The following is a 16,562-nucleotide window of genomic DNA, read 5'->3' as shown; positions in this document are numbered from 1 at the left end:
TCAAGCCTCCGGCCAGTCCACGATGAAGCCTTTCGCCTTGTACGGCTCGATGTTGTCCCATTCGTGCAGCATGCGGCGACGAAATTCGGCATCGGTGTGCCAGAGCGCGCGCGGCGTCGCGAAGCTGTCGACGGTAAGCAGCATCTTATCGACCTCCGGCCAGTGCCGATGCAGCGTCATCGGGTAGCGCCGCGCGGTCCAGGTGTTGCCGAGGCAGATCACGCTGCGAATGGTGGCAAGGCCGAGCGCCGCATCGATGATCGGCAGCGAGAAGATCACGTTCTCGCCCGTATTCATGGCTCGATGCTCCTCGAGGACAAGTTCCGCCGGAATGCCGGCCGCAATCATCGCCGCCTTGATGATCGAGCACTCTGATTGCTCCGAGCCCGACGTCACCCCACCGCTGACAATCGCCCAGCGGAAATAGCCCTCGCGCCATAGCCGTGCCGCGGTATCGGCCCGCAGCGTGTCGTCCTCCCGGGTGCCGAACACGAACAACAGATCGGCCGGCACGAGCGGCGTCCCGATCAGATGCGTGCGGTTGATCTCGGCGATCTCATCGGCGGTCGGCAGACGAGCACCATTGTCCTTGGTTGACATGGCCACACGATGCGGCAACGGCGCACGGCTGCGAACTCACGTTTCATTGCGGCCGGTTGCAAGCTATGGCAGCAGCGCCTCGGGCAGCCGCTCCAGCGTATAGCTCCCCGGCCGGTTGCGGCGCACGAAGCCGCCGACCTGCCAGGCGAACAGCGCGGCAAAGCCGAGGACGAACAGCGCGCCGGCGAACTCGCCGATCACGAGGGCGCGGATCAACAGGCCCGCCATCGCGACCGTCAGCATCGCGAGGAACGCCAGCACCATCGCATAAGCCATGCGGCCGAGCCCCGACGTCAGCACCGCGCGGCTGCCGGCTTTGGCCATCCGCGCATGCAGTTCGACGATGAGCGTGCGAAAACTGTTGTTCTGCGGCGCCATCAGCGCGGCGGTCTGCCAGCTCGTCGACAGGATCGCGATGCGGCGGCCGCTGCTGTGGGTGATATCGGCACGAAAGCGGTGCTGCTGCATCGAGACCGGGCGGAACGACAGCCGGATCGCACTGATCTCGTCATAGGGCCACAGGCCCGAGCGGCCGCCGATGTGCCAGGACAGCCCCTGCTCCGTCAGCGCGAAGCGATGCGCCGAGCCGATCAGTGACGCCTTGTAGGCATAGCTCGTGACTGACGCGGCCTCGGCTTCCGAACCCTGCATCCCGACAATCGATCCCGTCCGCGCCATCGCGCCCGCGATCCGCTTGCGCGGTCGCCCTCGCCCATCCTACAAGCGAGGCATGGTTGAGACGACCTTTTTTCCGCGCCGCCTGATTCTCGGCGCCGCAATGATCTCCGGCGTGCTGCTGGCGCTCGCGGTGCACATGCTGGGCGCGCGCTACGGGCTCGACCTCGGCGGGCTCTGGCGCTCCGACTCGGCCGAATTCATCCCCGCGGGCGCGGCGATCGCGTGGTGGCTGATCGCGACGGTCGGCTTTTCCGGCGGCTATTTCACCGCGACGCTGATGCAGAGCGCGGCGTCCGGCCAGATCCCGCAGCGGATGCGCCAGTTCCTCATCGCGGTCGGCGTGCTCCTGCTCGCGGGGGCGGGTCAGGCAGCCTCGGCGCCGAGCCCGATCCCGACCGTCTCCGCCGTGCTGGCCGGGCTCGCCGCGCTCTGCCTCGGCGCCGTCATGGCGTTCTGCGGCGCCCATTTCGCGCTGCGCCGGGGCTGAAGCCGACACGCGCCGCAAAAAGAACGCCGCGCGGAGGCCGCGCAGCGTTCGTCGAATTGGGCTCGGCTCAGCTCGCCGCGCGCAGGTTCACCTTGCTCTCGGCCAGCGTGGTCAGCTTCTGGTCGGTCGCCTTCTCCTCCTCGAGGCGTCTTGGCGAGCACGGCGGCGCAATCGTTGCGGCCGAGCTGCTTGGCCCAGGCGATCAAGCTGCCGTAGCGCACGATCTCGTAATGTTCGGCAGCCTGGGCCGCGTTGATCAGCGCGGCGTCGAGCACGGCCTTGTCGGCAACTTCGCCGGCGGTCTCATCGGCTTCCTCGATGATGCCGTCGATCGCCGGACAGTCGACCGCCTTGACGGGGACGCCATGCATCTTGAACACTTCCTCGAGCCGCGAGACGTGCTGCTTGGTCTCTTCGAGGTGCGTCAAAAAGCCCTGTTTCAGCTGCGGATCGGTGGCCTTGCTGGCCATCTTCGGCAGCGCCTTGGTCAGCTGCTGCTCGGCGTAGTAGATGTCCTGAAGCTGATGCACGAACAGGTCGTTCATGGTCTTGATGTCTTTTGTGAACAGTCCCATCGTTCCGTCCTTTTTCGATTTGCTGGAACACGCAGGCAGCGGCTTGCACGAAAAGCCGCTCATTCCGCCATGTTCGGGTTGCTGTTCGGACCCAACGAACGCGCGACATCGACGTTCCAAAAACCCCCGCATGGCATTGCGTTGGAACAAGGCGGGCGGCGCCGGGATCTGAAATCATAGGCCAATACGAACGCACGCGCCGGCCGGCTTCACGACTCATATGCTTAACGCGCCTCCGAGTGTGAACCGCGTATGACAAAGTTGCCGGTCCGGCGCAGAACCTATTGTTGTCAAGGGCTGCACAAGCTGCAGTTTTTGCCTTAAATGAGCTGGATCACGCCTAGCGATCGCTGCCTGCCTTTGGTGATGATCGCACCCGAACTGGCCAATGCCTGGCCCGGTCGGTCTTGCCCCCCGCCGGGAGGATGAATGCACGGACTGCTGCCCGCGCTGAAACGCGGCTTCAAGAGATGGATCGGCTGGCGACGGCTTGGAGTTGCCGCGAGCATCTTCATCATCGCCTTCGCGATCACCACGCTGGTGCGGACCCTCAAGGGCATCGATACCGGGGTCATCCTGACCGCGTTGACCGAAATTCCCCGCGGCAGTATCGGGCTGGCGGCGGTGTGCGTGTTCTTCGCGTTCTGCACGCTGACCTTCTACGATTATTTCGCACTGCGAACGATCGGCAAGAAGCACGTGCCCTATCGCATCGCGGCGCTCTCCAGCTTCACGTCCTATTCGATCGGCCACAATATCGGCGCCACCGTCTTCACCGGCGGCGCGATCCGCTTCCGGATCTATTCGGACTACGGGCTGAACGCGATCGACGTCGCCAAGATCTGCTTCCTGTCGGGCCTGACCTTCTGGCTCGGTAACATCTTCGTGCTCTCGATCGGCTTGGCCGTCCATCCGGACGCGGCCTCCTCGATGGATCAGCTTCCTCCATCGATCAACCGGCTGATCGCGCTCGGCGGCCTTGCCTCGATCGGGGCTTATCTCGCCTGGCTCGTCATGGGCGAGAAGCGGCGCGAGCTCGGCCAGAAGGGTTGGAAGGTGGTGCTGCCCTCGGCGCCGCTGACGCTGGTGCAGATCCTCATCGGCGTGGTCGATCTCGGCTTCTGCGCCATGGCAATGTACCTCTTGATGCCGGCCAATCCGCCGATCGACTTCATGTCGCTGGCCGTCGTGTTCATCCTGGCCACCCTGATCGGCTTTGCCAGCCATGCGCCCGGCTCGATCGGCGTGTTCGACGCCGCCATGCTGGTGGCGCTGCCCCAGTTCGGCCGCGAGGAGTTGCTGGCGACGCTGCTGGTGTTTCGCATCCTCTATTTCGTGATCCCGTTCGGCCTCGCCATCTCCATCATGGGCACACGCGAACTCTGGATGAACGTGGTCGAGCCCTGGCAGGAGCGGCGGCGGCTGGCGGAGGCCTGTGCGCAGGCAAATCTGCCCAAAGAGGTGACGCCGATGCAGCGCGAGCGGTTGCTGCGACAGGCCAACAAGCGCTGAAGCGGCCCGCCCGGACCTGAGGGTTGCGGGCGGCAGCGCAATGCCCTCTTATTTCCGCCTCAACTTTGCCGTTGAAGACGCGGGCCATGATCCCTGTATTGCTTCGTACCCTCTGCGCCAGCGTCCTGCTGCTGGCCGGACTTTTGACCGTTTTGCCGGCCGAGCGCGCCGCCGCGCAGGACGCCGGCCCCCTGCAGATCAGTTGGGAGGTGCGTAACCGCTTCCGGCTGTTCCGCGAAGAGCGCGACTTCCTGCTCCATGTCGAGAATGCGCGTAACCGCAGCATCCTCGCCGCAGAACAATCGCTGGAGCTCCAGAGCGAAGGCCGCGGCTGGGCGCGCAACATGGTCAACCGCCTCTGCATCGACCTTCAGGGCCGCGTCAACCAGCCCTGCACCCGCGACAACACCAAAGAGAACTACCTCACCCCGATCGACCATCCCGTCACCGTGCGTCTCGTGGGCGCGGTACCCGTCGGCGCCACCTGCGCCTGGTCGTTCGACGACGGCGACGGCCCGCAGCAATCGACCTTCGACTGCGCCGAGCCGATCAACCTGCGTGTCCGCTACGGCAAGCAGACGGTCGCGACCGTCGACGTCTCCGCCGGCTCCGATCCGACCCAGCGGGTCCAGACCGAGATCCAGGTCCGCGACATCTTCGTCGCCGGCCTCGGGGACAGCATCGCCTCGGGCGAGGGCAATCCGGACCGGGCGCTGGCGCTGTCCGACGAAGGCTTCTGTTTTCGCTCCTATCTCGGCACCGCCGGCGGGCAGTACTACCGGCCGAGCCGCCACGGCTTCAAGGGCGGCCGGGCTTGCGAGGCCCCGGATACGCTCGCCAACTGGCAACGCTATAGCGCGCTCTGGTTCAACGCGCCGTGCCACCGCTCGCTGTACAGCTACCAGACGCGCACGGCCTTGGCGCTCGCAGTGCGTTACACGCACATCGCGGTGACCTACCTGCCGCTCGCCTGCACCGGCGCCAGCATCGGCGACGGCCTGCTCGGCTCGCAGCGCGCCCGCGAATGCCCGCCCGGCAAGACCGGCGTCTGCAACACCAGCGTGAACGCGCAGGTCGCCGAGCTGCGCGAGGCCCTCACCGCGGCGAAGAAACGCCAGCCCGACCGCGCGCTCGATCTCGTGCTGCTGTCGGTCGGTGCCAACGACGTCTATTTCTCGGGCCTCGTCGCCGACGTCATCGTCGACACCGCGACCGAGCGGGCGCTGTTCCGCCGCTCAGGCGTGATGGCGAGCGTCGACGAGTCCCGCGATGCGCTGGCGCGCGAGCTGCCGCAGAACTTCGTCAAGCTGCGCGAGGCGCTGAAGCCGCTGGTCGGCGGCGACCTCTCGCGCGTGGTCTATGTCTCCTACGCCAATCCCGCGCTCGCCGACGGCGGCGTGCCCTGCCGCGGCGGCCGCGCCGGCTTCGACATCCATCCCTCCTTCAACGCCGACCCGCAGCGGCTCGCCCGCGTCTCGACTTTCGTCGACACCGAATTCCTGCCGCAGCTGAAGGGGCTCGCCACCTGCACCCGCGGCGCGCTGTGCCGCGATCCCGAAGCCGAGCGCATGACCTTCGTCGATGCGCACCAGGCCGCGTTCGCCGATCACGGCTTCTGCGCCCATTCCGGCAACGATCCGGAGTTCGACCGCACCTGCTTTGCCGAGAACGGCCAGAGCTTCAATCCCGATATCGTGAGCGCAGCGAGCCAGCCGATGCTGTGCGGCCGCGGCGCCTCGGAATATCGCGCCTATTGGCCCCGCGCGCGCTGGATCCGCGACGCCAATGACAGCTATTTTTCCGCGATGACCTATCCGCAAGGGCTGCCGGCGGCGAGCCAGCCGACCGACATCCACGACGCGACCTGGGGCGTGCTCTCCGCCGTCTATGGCGGCGCGGTGCATCCGAGCGCCGAGGGCCATGCCGCGATGGCGGACGCCGCCCTGCCGGCCGCGAGTGCCGTGCTCGGGCTCGACGCCGTCCCACCGGGCGTGACGCGAGGATTGCTGCCGCAATTGTTGCCGAGCGCACAGCAATAGAAGCGAAGATGAACTCTCTCCTCGCGTCATTGCGAGGAGCTCGCGACAAAATTGCGAAGCAATTTTGCGCTGATGCGACGAAGCAATCCAGACTGTTTCCGCAGACGCATTGCTGGATCGCTTCGCTGCGCTCGCGATGACGAGTTTGTGCGGCGTGCACTCCCACACCCTCCCGGTCGCTCGCGGCGACTCCATCTTGCGCATAGCCATCGCTCGCGCTTCCCGTCACGCCATCATCATTCCCCTCGCCTGCGTTCCATCGATCCAAAAACGGCATCGATCGATACCCGCTTGAACTTGGACACGCCGCGGCGGGCGCCTCTACGAGTCGTGAACGTTCCTCCTGAGGGCTCCCATGGGGAGCTCGACCAGGCAACTCAACGGCGGCTTCACGGCCGCCGTCTTTGTATTGGAGGTGATCGATGCTAGAAGTGCCGGGGAAGCGCCTTATTCATCTAAGGCATGTATCGATGTTCGACCTCAACCAGCTCCGCTGTTTCGTCACGGTCGCGGAGGAACTGCATTTCGGCCGCGCCGCCGTGCGGCTGAACATGACGCAGCCGCCATTGTCCCGGCAGATCCAGGTGCTCGAGCACATCATCGATGCGCCGCTGCTGGAGCGCACCAGCCGCTCGGTCCGCCTCACCCCTGCCGGGCGCAGCTTCCTGCCCGAGGCGCGGCGCATCCTCAAGCTTGCGGAAAGCGCCTCGCAGGTCGCCCGCCGCATCGCGCTCGGCAAGATCGGCTCGTTGAAGATCGGCTTCACCGCGGCCGCGGCCTATGGCTTCCTGCCCGAGCTCATCGCCGCCTGCCGCGCCAGGCTGCCCGAGGTGGATTTCTCCCTGAAGGAGATGGTGTCGGGCGATCAGTTCGAGGCGCTGACCTCAGGCCAGATCGACGCCGGCCTGCTGCGGCCGCCGATCGCGCGGCCCGAGCTCGCCAGCCGCCGCGTCGTCGCCGAGCCCCTGCTCGCCGCGATCCCGAAGAAGCATCCGCTGGCGAATGCCGACAGCATCACCATCAAGGATTTCGACGATCAGCCCTTCGTGATGTATTCGCCCTATGAGAGCCGCTACTTCCACGATCTGCTGGTGGCGCAATTCACCCGCGCCGACGTGCTGCCGCGCTATGTCCAGCATCTCAGCCAGATCCACTCGATCCTGGCCATGGTCCGCGCCGGCCTCGGCCTCGCCATCGTGCCGGCCGCGGCGGCGGGCCTGAAGATCTCCGACGTGCGGCTGCGGCCGCTGAAGCTGAAGGGCCGCGTTCCGGTCGAGCTGTTCATGGTCTGGCGCCGCGACAACGAGAATCCGCTGCTATCGGCGCTGGTCAAAATCGCCGGTGAACTGTCCTCCGCGGAGGTGGCGGAGGATTGATGCTCAATCCGCATCAGTCGATATAGGCTTTGGCTTGGACCCGCATCGAACGGTCTCTTAAACCACGGCGCATGGACGCGCAGGCCTTTAAGGGCCCCGTCCTCCGCAACACGCACGAAGGAACAGTGCCCGTGAGCAAGATGACCCCGCAGGAGATGGCCCAGAAGATCGGATCCGGCCTCCTGTCCTTTCCCGTCACGCCGTTCAAGGCGGATTACTCCTTCGACGAAGCGACCTACCGCGCCAACATGGACTGGCTGTGCGGCTACGACGTCGCAGGCCTGTTCGCCGCCGGCGGCACAGGCGAGTTCTTCTCGCTGACGCCGACCGAGGTTCCTGAAGTCGTGAAGGTCGCCGTCGAGGAAACCAAGGGCCGCGTGCCGGTGCTTGCCGGCACCGGCTACGGCACTGCGATCGCCCGCGAGATCGCTATTGGCGCTGAAAAGGCCGGTGCCGACGGCCTGCTCTTGCTGCCACCCTATCTCACTCACTCCGAGCAGGACGGCCTGGCCGCCCATGTCGAGGCGGTGTGCGCCGCGGTGAAGATCGGCGTCATCGTCTACAACCGCGACAACGCGATCCTCCAGCCCGACACGCTGGCCCGCCTTGCCGAGCGCTGCCCGAACCTCGTCGGCTACAAGGACGGCATCGGCGACATCGAGCTGATGACCCGCGTCTACACCAAGCTCGGCGACCGCCTCACCTATGTCGGCGGCCTGCCGACCGCCGAGACCTTCGCGCTGCCCTACCTCGACATGGGCGTGACGACCTATTCGTCCGCCGTGTTCAACTTCGTGCCGGAATTCGCGACCCATTTCTACGCGGCCGTGCGCAAGCGCGACCACGCCACGATCCAGGCCGGCCTGAAGAACTTCATCCTGCCGCTGATTGCGATCCGTAACCGCAGGAAGGGCTATGCGGTCTCGATCATCAAGGCCGGCATGAAGGTGATCGGCCGCGATTCCGGCCCGGTCCGCCCGCCGCTCACCGACCTCACCGAGCGGGAGCTCGCGGAGTTGACCGCGCTGGTGCAGAATCTGCCGGCCATCCGATCGACACAACAGGCTGCAGAATAGGCCGACCACAGCGAGGAGCGAGCGATGGCCCTGAGGGGTCTCTGCAGAGCGCCGGCCGTCACATCGATGCAGGTGATCCGGTCTCGGGCCCCACAGGCGCCGCTCCAGATCCAGGGCGACAGGATTGCGGTCCCGGACCGGCCGGGCGTGGGTATCCAAATCGACAGGGCCGCCATCGATGCCGCGCATGAGCTCTACAAGCAGCATGGACTTGGCACCCGGGATGACGCTATTGCCATGCAGGACGTGATCCCCGGCGGGACCTTCGACGACAAACGTCCCTGCCTTGTACGGTAAGACACTCTGGAGGAAACGATGACTGCGATCCTGAAGAACTTCATCGGCGGCGAATGGGTCGACGGCTCCGGCGTCACCAGGAACATCAACCCTTCCAACACCAACGACGTCGTCGGCGAATACGCCAAGGCCGACAAGGCGCAGACCGAGAAGGCGATCGCCGCAGCCAAGGCGGCCTTCCCCGCCTGGTCGCAATCGACCCCGCAGGCGCGCTTCGACGCGCTCAACAAGATTTCCCTCGAAATCCTCGCCCGCAAGGAAGAGCTCGGCCGCCTGCTCGCGCGCGAGGAAGGCAAGACCCTGCCGGAAGGTATCGGCGAGGTCGCCCGTGCCGGCCAGATCTTCGCGTTCTTCGCCGGTGAAGCGCTGCGCCTGATCGGCGAAAAGGGCGCTTCCGTGCGTCCCGGCCTCGACGTCGAGCTCACGCGTGAGCCGGTCGGCGTCGTCGGCATGATCACGCCCTGGAACTTCCCGATCGCGATTCCCGCCTGGAAGATCGCCCCGGCGCTCTGCTACGGCAACACCGTGGTGTTCAAGCCGGCCGAGCTGGTGCCGGGCTGCGCGCATGCGCTCTCCGAGATTATTGCCAAGTCCGGCATTCCGGCCGGCGTCTTCAACCTCGTGGTCGGCTCCGGCTCGGTGGTCGGCCAGACCCTGCTCGAGCATCCGGATGTGGCCGCGATCTCCTTCACCGGCTCGGTGCAGACTGGACGCAAGATCGCGCAGGCCTGCGTGCTCTCCAACCCGATGAAGAAATTCCAGCTCGAGATGGGCGGCAAGAATCCGCTGGTCGTGCTCGACGACGCCGACCTCAAGACTGCCGTCGAGGTCGCCGTCAACGGCTCCTATTTCTCGACCGGCCAGCGCTGCACCGCCTCCTCCCGCCTGATCGTCACCGAAGGCATCCACGACCGCTTCGTCGCGGCGATGGCCGAGCGCCTGAACAGCCTGTCGGTCGACGACGCGCTCAAGGCCGGCGTGCATATCGGCCCGGTGGTCGACCAGAGCCAGCTTGACCAGGACCTGCGCTACATCAAGATCGGCCAGGACGAGGGCGCCAAGCTCGCCTTCGGCGGCGAGCTGCTCAAGCGCGAGACCCCCGGCCACTACCTGCAGCCGGCGCTGTTCACCGAAGCCAACAACAACATGCGCATCGCGCGTGAGGAGATCTTCGGTCCCGTCGCCGCCGTCATCCGCGCCAAGAACTACGACGAGGCGCTGGCGATCTCCAACGACACCGAGTTCGGCCTCGCCTCCGGCATCTGCACCACCAGCCTGAAATACGCCTCGCACTACAAGCGCAACAGCGAGGCCGGCATGGTGATGGTCAATCTGCCGACCGCCGGCGTCGACTATCACGTGCCGTTCGGCGGCCGGAAGGGCTCGAGCTACGGCGCCCGCGAACAGGGCTCCTATGCGCGCGAGTTCTACACGACGGTGAAGACGGCCTATACCTTCCCGGGCTGAGCGGCTGACTCCGTAGGGTGGTTCGCGCAGCGTAACCCGCCCCTTCTGCTTCCCAGGATGAAGACCTTGGTGGGTTACGCCGAGCGATTGCGCTCCGCGCAATCGCAGGGCTAACCCACCCAACAAATTCCGGAGTCCTCCTATGGACCAGGACGTCGCAGCGAAAGAGCAGCCCCGCTACATCAAGCTCAACGAGCGCGACAACGTCGCGATCGTGGTCAACGATTTCGGGCTTCCCGCCGGCTCCCGCTTTGCCGATGGGCTGACGCTGCGCGCCTTCGTTCCGCAGGGGCACAAGACGGCGCTGGTCGACATCGCGCAAGACCAGCCGATCATCCGCTATGGCGAGATCATCGGCTACGCGCTGTCTCCGATCCTCGCCGGCGAATGGGTGGACGAGGCGCGCATCCGCATGCCGGAGGCCCCTGACCTCGACAAGCTCGAAATCTCCACCGCCGTCCCCGCGCCGCTGCCGCCGCTCGAAGGCTTCACCTTCGAAGGCTATCGCAATCCCGACGGCTCGGTCGGCACGAAGAATATTTTGGGCATCTCCTCCTCCGTGCAATGCGTCAAGGGCACGATGGAATATGCGGTAAAGCGCATCCGCGCCGAGCTGTTGCCGAAATACCCTGCTGTCGACGACGTCGTGCCGCTCACCCACGCCTATGGCTGCGGCGTCGCCATCAATACGCCCGACGCGGTGGTGCCGATCCGCACGCTACAGAATCTCGCGCTCAACCCGAATTTCGGCGGCGAGATCCTCGTCGTCGGCCTCGGCTGCGAGAAGCTTGCGCCCGAGCGGCTGGTGCCGGAGGGCGTCAGCGATGCTATCGTGCGGATGCAGGACGAAGCCTTTGACGGCTTTGGCGCGATCGTCGACGCCATCATGACCCAGGCCGAGGCGCGGCTGAAGGTGCTCAACGCCCGCAAGCGCGAGACCTGCCCGGCCTCCGATCTCGTCATCGGGCTGCAATGCGGCGGCAGCGATGCGTTTTCCGGCGTCACCGCGAACCCGGCCGTCGGCTTCGCTGCGGATCTCCTGGTGCGCGCCGGCGCGACCGTGATGTTCTCGGAAGTGACCGAAGTGCGCGATGCCATCCAGCTGCTGACGCGGCGCGCCATCAACCAGGATGTCGGCCGCGCGCTGGTGCGCGAGATGGCCTGGTACGATTCCTATCTCGCCCGCGGCGGCGCCGACCGCAGCGCCAACACCACGCCCGGCAACAAGAAGGGCGGCCTCGCCAACATCGTGGAGAAGTCGCTCGGCTCGATCGTGAAGTCCGGATCATCCGCGATCACCGGCGTGCTCTCGCCCGGCGAGAAGGCGACGCAGAAGGGCATGCTGTTCGCGGCAACGCCGGCTTCGGACTTCATCTGCGGTACGCTCCAGCTCGCCTCCGGCATGACCTTGCAGGTGTTCACCACAGGCCGCGGCACGCCCTACGGTCTTGCGGCCGCGCCCGTGATCAAGGTCGCGACCCGCAGCGAGCTCGCGCTGCGCTGGAAGGACCTGATCGACTTCGACGCCGGCAGCATCGCCACCGGCACGAAGACCATCGAGGAGTGCGGCTGGGACCTGTTCCGCCTGATCCTCGACGTCGCCTCCGGCCGCACCAAGCCATGGTCGGACCGCTGGGGCATCCACAACGATCTCACGCTGTTCAATCCGGCACCGGTGACCTGAGCAACCAGGAGCAGAACTCGCGGCTGACTAGCTGCGAGCTGCGTCGATCGATGCCGCGAAACCATCCGGAAACATTGACGCGAAAGACTTCGTCATCGTTTCATCCTGTCGCGTCACGCAATCAAATAGATGCGCTCACGGCCACATCATTGTTCGCACACGAGCGAACCTGTTCCTGCATCGTCACGACCAAACCTCCGATTGACATCTTCAACGGAGCTTTTCCAATGCGTATTCTCACAATGATTGCCATCGCCGGCGCCGTGATTGCGAACTCAACCGGCGCGTTTGCCAGTGAGCTTCCCACTTACGAAGTGAATTCGTTGCCGATCTCGGCGACCCAGGTGCAGGTGCTCGGCGGCGCCGGCGTCGAGGAGCAGTCGGCCGCGCCCACCATGATCGTCGCCGGCATGCCGGCCTCGCCCGCACAGGTTTCGGTGCTGTCGCCTCGCGTCAAGCGGCTCGCGAGCGCGGGTTCGGAGAGCGAGGCACGCTAAGCCTTCCGCATCGGCATCGCTTGCGGCGCCTGCATCGGATGCGGGCGCCGTCGGCGTTTTTCAGGTCATGCTGCCCGGCATGAAGCAGCGCACGCGCGGATGACCGTCGATATAGTGCTTCCACACCATGGTGCGACCGATCTTGTTCGGCACGGTGATGACGGCACCGTCGGGCACCACGACCCATTCGTCGTCGATGCGGACGCGGTAGCGGCCACGATCGGACTCCCAATCGACGTCGGCAATGATGTAGCCGTCGGCGTCGGTGCAGCACTGGCCGAATTCGCTATGCAGGCTTTCGAACCAGGGCTTCAGCGGTGAGTTGGCGTAGCGCCCGTCGTCACGCGCCTGTGCCGAGAATGCCGGAAGCGCCGTCACGACCAGCAGCGTCGCTGCGCACGATCTTGAAAATTTCATCTCGTCGTCCCGCGATCAAATGATCCGTGCGGGGGACAATGCCGTCGGTTGTCCGCGCCTTGAACCAGGCGCGGCCGACGACTCGTTCCCCAGCAGCTGACGACGAGTATGCAAATCCGCTGCCAGCGCGCATTCCGGGGAATTACTGCCGCACGGCGCGACGCCACGCGCCTTCCAGCGGATGCGGCCTAGGAACAAAATCCGAGGCCGAGAAGATCGTCAGATAGCGAGGCCAGCCTATTGCTTGGCCGGTGCCATCATCGTGCCGCCGCCCTTCTTCGGCACGGGTGCCGGTTTGGTGGCCGCGGCCTGCGGGGGCAGATATTTTGCCACGATGGCGGGATCGACCTGGGCGATGTTGGCGTCAGGCAGACGCGTCCAGGTCTCGTCCTTGCCGAGCAGCGAAATGCCGAGATAGCCGCGCAGGGTCAGGGTCTGGCCGTCGGGACTGACCTTCATGTTGGCTTTCCAGATCTGGCCGTCGCGCGGATTGAGCACGTTGCCGCCTTCGTACTTCAAGCCTTCGCGCTTCATGTTGCGGACGAAGGAGATGCCCAGCACAGGCGCGTTCTTGCGGTCATCGGTGCACTTGCTGCAGACCTCGTTCGGATCGTCGCCGGGACGCGGGAAGGTCTTTGCGATCACGCCTTCGAAGACGCCGTTGCGGTCGACGAAGAGAAACCATCCGACCGTCCTGCCGTCTTCGACCTTCTGCCAGAGGCCCGCCGCCGTGGGCTCGGCTGTCTGCGCCGCAGACGGCCTCACCGTCGCGAGCGACAATGCGAGCGCGAGGAAGGAGAGCAGCCGAAGGCTGGAGAAATTCCGCATGAGATCACCTTGTTATTCCACGACCGGAATGGCCGCAGACTACGGCGATTTCGCGAACGGTTCCAGCACCAGAAACATGGGGCATGCCTTCCCGGCCCTGTTGCCGTCAGTTGACACCGAGCTTCTTCTGCAGGCTGGAGGACGAGGTCGTGTATTGGAACACGAGCCGCTTCTCCGGATAGACGTAGCGATGGGCTTTTTGCGACATCAGCGCGCCCTCGTGGAATCCGCACAGGATCAGCTTGATCTTGCCGGGATAGGTGTTGATGTCGCCGATCGCGAAGATGCCGGGCACGTTGGTCTCGAACGCGGATGTCTCGACCGGCACCAGGTTGTTCTCGAGCGCAATGCCCCAGTTCGCGACCGGACCGAGCTTCATGGTCAGCCCGAAGAACGGCAGCATGGTGTCGCAGGCGATCTCGGTGATGCTGTTGTCGTTGCCCTTGACGGTGGCGCCGGTGAGCTTGCCGTCGGCGCCCGACAGCGCGGTGACCTGGCCGAGCTTCAGATCCATCTTGCCGCCGGCAACCAGCGCGCGCATCTGCTCGACGCTGTGGGGCGCGGCGCGAAACTCGTCGCGCCGGTGCAGCAGCGTGATGCGCTTGGCAATGGGATGCAGATTGAGCGTCCAGTCGAGCGCGGAATCGCCGCCGCCGACGACCAGCACGTTCTTGTCGCGGAACGTTTCCATCTTGCGCACCGCGTAGTGCACCGAGGTGCCTTCATAGGCCTCGATGCCCGGCACCGGCGGACGCTTGGGCTGGAACGAGCCGCCGCCGGCCGCGATCACCAGCACCTTGCACTCGAACACTTTGCCGGCGTCGGTGGTGCAGCGAAACAGGGGATCGCCGATCTTCTCCACGGTCTCGACCATCTCGCCGAGATGGAAGGTCGGATGGAACGGCTTGATCTGCTCCATCAGCGCGTCGGTGAGGCCCTGCCCCGAGACCTGCGGAATGCCGGGAATGTCGTAGATCGGCTTTTCCGGATAGAGCTCGGCGCACTGGCCGCCGACCTTGTCGAGGATGTCGACGAAATGCGCCTTCATGTCGAGAAGGCCAAGCTCGAAGGCGGCGAACAGACCGCAGGGGCCGGCGCCAATAATCAGCACATCGGTTTTGATTGCGTCGCTCATGTCGTCTCTTTGTCTGTCGCTATCTGTTGGACGGCGCCCTTTGGGCCGAGGTGACCCCTGCCTGTCTAGCCAACGGGGATGGATCAGGGAAGGCATAAAAGCGGGAGCGCCCCGCGGCCGCGCCCACTTGCCGGGGCAGCATAACTGGGCTGTAACGAGCAAGGATATGACGGAGATCAATCGGTGAACGCACCAAGTCGCCTCGATACGACGCCGCGCCTGGAGGACTTTCCCTACCGCCTCAGCGACAACGTCCGCTTCGGCGACCTCGATCCCAACCAGCACGTCAACAACGCGGTCTACGCCACCTATTTCGAGACCGGCCGCGTCACGCTGATGAAGCTGCCGGAATACGGACTGACGCCGCCGGGCCTCGCCTGGATCATGGTGCGCCTCGACATGCATTTTCGCGCCGAGCTGCATTGGCCGGGCTCCATCGAGCTCGGCCTCGGCGTCGTGAAGCTGGGACGCACGTCCGTGACTTTCGAGCAGGTCGTGTTCTCGGAAGGAAGATGCATCGCCTCGGCGACGTCGGTCGGCGTCTTGCTCGACGAGGCGACGCGCCGGCCGGCCCCGCTGACCCCTGAGGTGATCGAGAAATTCAGACCCTGGCACAAGCGCGGCATCGAGGTCGCGCCGCCGAGCAGTTAGTCTTGTCGAGGGACGATCAGGCCTGACGTTCCGGCGTCGTCACGACGAGACCGTCAAGGTCGTCGGTGACCTTGATCTGGCAGGACAGGCGCGAATTCGGGCGCACGTCGAAGCCGAAGTCGAGCATGTCCTCTTCCATCGGGGTCGGGCTGCCGACCTTCTCGCGCCAGGCTTCGTCGACATAGACATGGCAGGTCGCGCAGGCGCAGGCGCCGCCGCATTCGGCCTCGACCCCGGGAATGCTGTTGCGGATCGCGGCTTCCATCACGGTTGCGCCGTTCTCGATTTCCACCGTGCGGGTTTCGCCCTTGTGGTCGACAAAGTGAATCTTGGCCATGTGTGCTCGTGTTGCCGCGGTGCTGGGAATGAAGGAGGGTCCGGGCTGTCCTATAACGGGTCGATCAGCCCGGCGCCATAGGGTTTTGATGCGAAGTGAATGCCGCTTTGCGGCAAGAAAATGCGTCAAAACAAGAGGCTAAGACAAGAGCCTGGTATCCGGCTCGGCGGCGCGGTCTCAAGCCTTCAGGATCGCCTCGATGGCGGCGCGAGCCTCGGTCACGGCCTCCTTCAGCGCGGCGAAGGCGTGGCCCTCGTTATGGCCGACCTGGATCGCGGTCTCCAGGCTCGCCGCGGCATCGGCCACCGCAAAGGCGCCGATCCCGCGCGCCGACCCCTTGAGCTTGTGGGCAAGCGCGGCGGCCTCGGCCGGCAATCCCGCCATAGCCGCCACCAGGCGCACCGCCTGCTCGGCGAACATGGCCAGCACTTCCTGCTCCAGCTCGGCGTCGCCGAGCGTCATCCGGGAGAGATGGTCGAGGTCGAGCGGGCTGTCGATGGGTGCAAGCGGGGGGAGGGCATCCAGTCCATCCGTTGCAGTTCAGGCGTCATGGCGAAAGGCCCCGGCATCGCGCGACGGTTCCGCCGGTCCGGCGGTGAGTTCACCTCACCCAAGCATGGAAATGGTTAACGAAATGTTTGGGGTCGGAGACGCAGTTCTGCCCGTTTATTGACGAAAAGTTGCCGCAATCGGCCGAGTCCGGTGGAGAATTTCATTTATTGCTAAGGCGTTACGGCGCGATCCTGTTAACGATGATTAAGAATGTCTTAATCGCGGGCATTTCATTCGCGACGCTCTGCCAATAGGATGTTGCGGAAATTGGCGGACAAGCCGTCCGGGTGGGGACGGCTCGGAGATCCGCGCAAGCGGCATGATCCGGTCTGTGGGCTTGCGCAGGGCGCAGGG

At 65.2% G+C, this 16,562-nt stretch carries 15 protein-coding genes and 3 pseudogenes; 10 read left to right on the top strand and 8 right to left on the bottom strand.

Going from position 1 to position 16,562, the window contains the following annotated elements; all coding sequences use genetic code 11:
- Together ACETMP_RS00830 and ACETMP_RS00825 are read right to left on the bottom strand one after the other, a co-directional pair.
- Entirely contained in the window at nucleotides 1-600 is a 600-nt protein-coding gene (locus tag ACETMP_RS00830) for a YdcF family protein (protein WP_375159562.1), read from the bottom strand.
- Between the two features lie 63 nt (nucleotides 601-663).
- Nucleotides 664-1,251, bottom strand: coding sequence for a hypothetical protein (locus ACETMP_RS00825; RefSeq protein ID WP_375159561.1), 588 nt, complete (start codon nucleotides 1,249-1,251; stop codon nucleotides 664-666).
- A 79-nt stretch (nucleotides 1,252-1,330) separates the two neighbouring features.
- Between ACETMP_RS00825 and ACETMP_RS00820 the strand changes: the two genes are divergently transcribed.
- Complete coding sequence (locus ACETMP_RS00820; protein ID WP_375159560.1) at nucleotides 1,331-1,765, top strand: hypothetical protein; 435 nt, start codon at nucleotides 1,331-1,333, stop codon at nucleotides 1,763-1,765.
- A gap of 67 nt (nucleotides 1,766-1,832) precedes the next feature.
- Here ACETMP_RS00820 and ACETMP_RS00815 read toward each other — a convergent pair.
- Nucleotides 1,833-2,340 (bottom strand): annotated as a pseudogene (locus ACETMP_RS00815) (ferritin-like domain-containing protein).
- A 429-nt stretch (nucleotides 2,341-2,769) separates the two neighbouring features.
- Between ACETMP_RS00815 and ACETMP_RS00810 the strand changes: the two are divergent.
- From ACETMP_RS00810 to ACETMP_RS00775, 8 genes and pseudogenes are all read left to right on the top strand, one after another.
- A complete protein-coding gene (locus ACETMP_RS00810; protein ID WP_028137506.1) occupies nucleotides 2,770-3,852 on the top strand; it encodes a YbhN family protein in 1,083 nt (360 codons plus the stop codon).
- A gap of 86 nt (nucleotides 3,853-3,938) precedes the next feature.
- Nucleotides 3,939-5,891 carry a hypothetical protein gene (locus ACETMP_RS00805; RefSeq protein ID WP_375159559.1) on the top strand — a complete coding sequence of 651 codons (1,953 nt, stop codon included), beginning with the start codon at nucleotides 3,939-3,941 and terminating at the stop codon, nucleotides 5,889-5,891.
- 470 nt (nucleotides 5,892-6,361) lie between these two features.
- Nucleotides 6,362-7,267: a LysR substrate-binding domain-containing protein gene (locus ACETMP_RS00800; protein WP_375159558.1), complete on the top strand. Its 906-nt coding sequence runs from the start codon at nucleotides 6,362-6,364 to the stop codon at nucleotides 7,265-7,267.
- A 131-nt stretch (nucleotides 7,268-7,398) separates the two neighbouring features.
- Nucleotides 7,399-8,343 (top strand): 5-dehydro-4-deoxyglucarate dehydratase, encoded by a 945-nt coding sequence (kdgD, locus tag ACETMP_RS00795; protein WP_375159557.1) that lies wholly within the window; start codon nucleotides 7,399-7,401, stop codon nucleotides 8,341-8,343.
- Nucleotides 8,344-8,442: 99 nt separating this feature from the next.
- Nucleotides 8,443-8,640, top strand: a pseudogene (gene gudD / locus ACETMP_RS00790) (glucarate dehydratase); the annotation flags it as partial.
- An 18-nt stretch (nucleotides 8,641-8,658) separates the two neighbouring features.
- Nucleotides 8,659-10,107, top strand: coding sequence for an aldehyde dehydrogenase family protein (locus tag ACETMP_RS00785; protein WP_375159556.1), 1,449 nt, complete (start codon nucleotides 8,659-8,661; stop codon nucleotides 10,105-10,107).
- A gap of 142 nt (nucleotides 10,108-10,249) precedes the next feature.
- Nucleotides 10,250-11,791: a galactarate dehydratase gene (gene garD, locus ACETMP_RS00780; protein ID WP_375159555.1), complete on the top strand. Its 1,542-nt coding sequence runs from the start codon at nucleotides 10,250-10,252 to the stop codon at nucleotides 11,789-11,791.
- A 227-nt stretch (nucleotides 11,792-12,018) separates the two neighbouring features.
- Nucleotides 12,019-12,288, top strand: a complete 270-nt coding sequence (locus ACETMP_RS00775; RefSeq protein WP_375159554.1) for a hypothetical protein — start codon at nucleotides 12,019-12,021, stop codon at nucleotides 12,286-12,288.
- Between the two features lie 60 nt (nucleotides 12,289-12,348).
- Here the strand turns inward: ACETMP_RS00775 and ACETMP_RS00770 are convergent, their stop codons facing one another.
- From ACETMP_RS00770 to ACETMP_RS00760, 3 genes are all read right to left on the bottom strand, one after another.
- Nucleotides 12,349-12,705, bottom strand: a complete 357-nt coding sequence (locus tag ACETMP_RS00770) for a hypothetical protein (RefSeq protein ID WP_375159553.1) — start codon at nucleotides 12,703-12,705, stop codon at nucleotides 12,349-12,351.
- A gap of 237 nt (nucleotides 12,706-12,942) precedes the next feature.
- Nucleotides 12,943-13,533 (bottom strand): DUF2147 domain-containing protein, encoded by a 591-nt coding sequence (locus ACETMP_RS00765; RefSeq protein WP_375159552.1) that lies wholly within the window; start codon nucleotides 13,531-13,533, stop codon nucleotides 12,943-12,945.
- A 106-nt stretch (nucleotides 13,534-13,639) separates the two neighbouring features.
- Entirely contained in the window at nucleotides 13,640-14,668 is a 1,029-nt protein-coding gene (locus ACETMP_RS00760) for an NAD(P)/FAD-dependent oxidoreductase (protein ID WP_028137516.1), read from the bottom strand.
- Between the two features lie 183 nt (nucleotides 14,669-14,851).
- On the opposite strand from ACETMP_RS00760, the gene ACETMP_RS00755 reads away from it, so the two are divergent.
- Nucleotides 14,852-15,319 carry an acyl-CoA thioesterase gene (locus ACETMP_RS00755; protein ID WP_375159551.1) on the top strand — a complete coding sequence of 156 codons (468 nt, stop codon included), beginning with the start codon at nucleotides 14,852-14,854 and terminating at the stop codon, nucleotides 15,317-15,319.
- Nucleotides 15,320-15,335: 16 nt separating this feature from the next.
- On the opposite strand, the gene ACETMP_RS00750 is transcribed toward ACETMP_RS00755, so the two are convergent.
- On the bottom strand, nucleotides 15,336-15,656 hold the full coding sequence (locus ACETMP_RS00750) for a 2Fe-2S iron-sulfur cluster-binding protein (protein ID WP_028137518.1): 321 nt from the start codon (nucleotides 15,654-15,656) through the stop codon (nucleotides 15,336-15,338).
- A gap of 177 nt (nucleotides 15,657-15,833) precedes the next feature.
- Nucleotides 15,834-16,207 (bottom strand): annotated as a pseudogene (locus ACETMP_RS00745) (Hpt domain-containing protein).
- Nucleotides 16,208-16,562 lie beyond the last annotated feature (355 nt).

This window comes from Bradyrhizobium dasycarpum (genome assembly GCF_042019905.1).
Classification (GTDB): domain Bacteria; phylum Pseudomonadota; class Alphaproteobacteria; order Rhizobiales; family Xanthobacteraceae; genus Bradyrhizobium; species Bradyrhizobium japonicum_B.
This window is presented reverse-complemented; position numbering and strand designations above follow the sequence as displayed.

Excerpts from the sequence above, each read along its gene's own strand:
- ACETMP_RS00830 (WP_375159562.1), bottom strand. The coding sequence starts at position 600 with ATGTCAACCAAGGACAATGGTGCTCGTCTGCCGACCGCCGATGAGATC.
- ACETMP_RS00825 (WP_375159561.1), bottom strand. The coding sequence starts at position 1,251 with ATGCAGGGTTCGGAAGCCGAGGCCGCGTCAGTCACGAGCTATGCCTAC.
- ACETMP_RS00820 (WP_375159560.1), top strand. The coding sequence starts at position 1,331 with ATGGTTGAGACGACCTTTTTTCCGCGCCGCCTGATTCTCGGCGCCGCA.
- ACETMP_RS00810 (WP_028137506.1), top strand. The coding sequence starts at position 2,770 with ATGCACGGACTGCTGCCCGCGCTGAAACGCGGCTTCAAGAGATGGATC.
- ACETMP_RS00805 (WP_375159559.1), top strand. The coding sequence starts at position 3,939 with ATGATCCCTGTATTGCTTCGTACCCTCTGCGCCAGCGTCCTGCTGCTG.
- ACETMP_RS00800 (WP_375159558.1), top strand. The coding sequence starts at position 6,362 with ATGTTCGACCTCAACCAGCTCCGCTGTTTCGTCACGGTCGCGGAGGAA.
- ACETMP_RS00785 (WP_375159556.1), top strand. The coding sequence starts at position 8,659 with ATGACTGCGATCCTGAAGAACTTCATCGGCGGCGAATGGGTCGACGGC.
- garD (WP_375159555.1), top strand. The coding sequence starts at position 10,250 with ATGGACCAGGACGTCGCAGCGAAAGAGCAGCCCCGCTACATCAAGCTC.
- ACETMP_RS00775 (WP_375159554.1), top strand. The coding sequence starts at position 12,019 with ATGCGTATTCTCACAATGATTGCCATCGCCGGCGCCGTGATTGCGAAC.
- ACETMP_RS00770 (WP_375159553.1), bottom strand. The coding sequence starts at position 12,705 with ATGAAATTTTCAAGATCGTGCGCAGCGACGCTGCTGGTCGTGACGGCG.
- ACETMP_RS00765 (WP_375159552.1), bottom strand. The coding sequence starts at position 13,533 with ATGCGGAATTTCTCCAGCCTTCGGCTGCTCTCCTTCCTCGCGCTCGCA.
- ACETMP_RS00760 (WP_028137516.1), bottom strand. The coding sequence starts at position 14,668 with ATGAGCGACGCAATCAAAACCGATGTGCTGATTATTGGCGCCGGCCCC.
- ACETMP_RS00750 (WP_028137518.1), bottom strand. The coding sequence starts at position 15,656 with ATGGCCAAGATTCACTTTGTCGACCACAAGGGCGAAACCCGCACGGTG.